Source organism: Pseudoalteromonas sp. SR45-5, assembly GCF_014163565.1.
Lineage (GTDB): Bacteria > Pseudomonadota > Gammaproteobacteria > Enterobacterales > Alteromonadaceae > Pseudoalteromonas > Pseudoalteromonas distincta.
The window spans coordinates 1-3,052 of record NZ_JACJDN010000496.1 but is presented as its reverse complement, the minus strand read 5'-3'; the positions used below and the strand labels follow the sequence as shown (position 1 = coordinate 3,052).

General features: G+C 36.7%; 3 protein-coding genes and 1 pseudogene. 2 read left to right on the top strand and 2 right to left on the bottom strand.

Going from position 1 to position 3,052, the window contains the following annotated elements:
- Window positions 1–396, top strand: a 396-nt coding sequence (locus H5072_RS15645) for a hypothetical protein (protein WP_182694043.1), incomplete at its 5' end; no start/stop codon positions are given.
- 74 nt (window positions 397–470) lie between these two features.
- On the opposite strand, the gene H5072_RS15640 is transcribed toward H5072_RS15645, so the two are convergent.
- Both H5072_RS15640 and H5072_RS15635 read right to left on the bottom strand, forming a co-directional pair.
- The gene (locus H5072_RS15640; RefSeq protein ID WP_002963249.1) at window positions 471–1,721 is read right to left on the bottom strand and encodes a sodium:proton antiporter; all 1,251 of its coding nucleotides are present in this window, start codon (window positions 1,719–1,721) and stop codon (window positions 471–473) included.
- 270 nt (window positions 1,722–1,991) lie between these two features.
- The gene (locus tag H5072_RS15635; RefSeq protein ID WP_182694042.1) at window positions 1,992–2,411 is read right to left on the bottom strand and encodes a hypothetical protein; all 420 of its coding nucleotides are present in this window, start codon (window positions 2,409–2,411) and stop codon (window positions 1,992–1,994) included.
- Between the two features lie 378 nt (window positions 2,412–2,789).
- Between H5072_RS15635 and H5072_RS15630 the strand changes: the two are divergent.
- Window positions 2,790–3,052 (top strand): annotated as a pseudogene (locus H5072_RS15630) (hypothetical protein); the annotation flags it as partial.

Genomic DNA, 3,052 nt, shown 5'->3' with positions numbered 1-3,052 from the left:
GGTGTAGAAATGATGGTTAAGCAAAATTACAGTAACTTTGGTGTTGTTTTTACAAGCGCAATTGGCGCGGCAGTAATCGATAATAAACAAGGCGAGCAAGAAGAATTTATAACGTGGGACAACGGCATGAAGCTTGGTTATTTTAATGACTTTTTTATATACGCCGAGCTTGGCTTAGATCTGTTCGAACTCGCCTTTAAAAACGATAGGGGCGACAACACCTACCAAATAGAAAAATCGAACAACGACATAGACGGCTACGCAGGTATAGGTGCGGGTTATCACTTTAAGCCATTTAAAATAGAAGTATTTACCCGAGCACGCCAAATAGATGGCGACTACTGGGAAGCACAAGAACATATTTACAGCGGTGTGCAGCTCAGTTTTACGTTTTAATTGCCCTTTTCTTATAAGAAAAATAAAAAGCGTGTGAAATACAGCTATTTCACACGCTTTTTAAAGAATTATATTTAACGGATAGTTTTGGCTACTTTACCAATACTCAAACCCTGAATTAAAATAGAAAACACCACAACCGCATAAGTGAGAGCCAATAAAATATCGCGCTCGTTCCCATCAGGTAGTTGCAATACCAGTGCAACCGAAATACCACCACGCAAGCCACCCCAGGTTAAAACTTTCCACGCACCAGATGGCAACTCTAATTGCTTATTAAATGTAGTGGTTGTTATACCCACAACAATTAAACGTGCCATTAACGCTATTAAAATTGTTAAGCCACCAGCAATAAACAAATTACTCGAAAATGCAATCATGACGACTTCAAGCCCTATGAGTACAAATAAAATGGCATTTAAAATTTCGTCAATCAGCTCCCAAAATAAATCAACGTAATGGCGTGTTTTGTCGCTCATAGCCATACTGCGACCATGATTACCCACCATTAACCCCATCATTACCATTGCAAGTGGGCCCGACAAATGCCAATGGCTTGCCAGTGCATAACCACCAATAACGCCCGCTAAAGTAAGTAGTACTTCTTCTTGGTAACTATCAATACTTTTAAGTAAGTAATATAAAATACCACCTAATACCAAACCAAAAACAATACCGCCACCGGCTTCAACCGCCAGCGTGTGTGCTACATAATAAGTTGTAGGAATATCACCACTTGATAAAACACCCAATAAAAGCACAAAAATAACCACGCCTATACCATCGTTAAACAACGATTCACCTGCAATCACGGTTTCAATACTTTTAGGCGCCCCCGCAGATTGTAAAATTCCCATTACCGCAATCGGATCGGTTGGCGAAATTAATGCGCCAAACAGTAAACACCAAATAAATGCTAAATCAAAACCAAGCAAAGGAAGCACTAAATAAAGCGCACCAGCAATAATAACAGTTGATAGCAACGTACCAACACAGGCCAAAATACCTATTGGCAACTTATAGCGCCTTAAATCGCTAACATTTACATGTAGCGCCCCAGCAAACAGCAGCATAGAGAGCATGCCATCGAGCAAAACTTCAGTAAAATCTAATTGATCGAGTAAGCTCACTTCGTAATCTATAAGATCATCAAACCCTAAAAAGCCCAAAAATATAGCGCCGATAGATAAAAGCATCGAAATAACCATAACGCCAATGGTTGTTGGCAAGCCAATAAAGCGATGGTTTACATAGGTGAGTAACGCGGTAATTGATAAAAATATCGCACTTATTTCAAGTACGCTTAGGCTGGTTCCTGGTGCCATGGTTTAAATCTCAATATTTATTTAATGATGCCTTGCTCATAATAAGCAAAGCAGAAAGGTTATTATTTTTTATACGGTTATCTCGTATTATATTCGTGTAGCCTAAACAAGCATACCCAAAATATTAATTATAAATACACACCCTACTCAATTAACGTCTTTCAAAGTATTAACTCACGCGTTAAATAAAACAAAAAAGCCCATGTTAGGAATTAACCTAACATGGGCTTTTTTACTCTCGCTATTTTATATCATACTTTTTTAAGTATTTTATAAAGCGCTTATCAAAGATAAGTCTTCTTTAGCGCGAGTTAAGTTATGCGATACCATTGCACTTTTAGACATTTCATTTGCTTCGTATAAATCAGCAAGGCCAGCAGTGTCGTTATTCGCTTTTAAACGTGCAACACCACGGTTGCTTAATGCAAACGATGTAAGTTGGCGTACTTTAAATTTAGGACCATCTGCGTCTTTTAAAAGCGCGATTGCTTTAGTACAAATTGCTTCAGCTTCAGCGTAATTTTTTGACTTAACATTCAGTGCGCAGCTATTAAATGATTGCTCAAGTGGCTGTGGCGCTGTTGCAGTTTCAATAACCATTAATTTGTAATCACTTTGATCAGCCATTGCAGTAGCTGAACATGTTAATAGTGAGCTAAGAGCGATAGTTTTGATAAGTGTAAATTTCATGATTAATTTCCTGTAAGTTAAGTCGTACTTGTTGCCGACAACTGAACTTTAGAGAATTAACACAACCCCTACAAACGATTAAAACAAACCTAATAAGTGAAGAAAATTAACCTATAGACCTTAGTCTAATACGCTTGGATTTTTTCTATATATTTAAATAAGTTACGAACCAATAATCGTGCCTAAAATCGCTACTTTACGTTTTAAAATGTATATAATTATTTATGCCTTTTTTTAGTTGGTTTTATTTTAAACACCTTACTTTGGCATAGCTGAGTAACTATTAAACAAATTTATACATTTAATTACATGCAATACTAAGTTATGTATTTATAATTACAGCTCTGGTAACTTTTCATCATTAATGGGTTAACTTTTTTGAAACACATACTTCCTCTTTTTGTTTTATTAAGCACGCTTTTATCATTTAGCCAAAATGCTAACGCAAGGCTTTTGCTCGGTAATGACATGCCTAACACCGGTATGTTTATAAAATCAGAATTTAATGGCGATAGCAGCATTACATCTGCAGGTGTAGAAATGATGGTTAAGCAAAATTACAGTAACTTTGGTGTTGTTTTTACAAGCGCAATTGGCGCGGCAGTAATCGATAATAAACAAGGCGAGCAAGAAGAATTTAT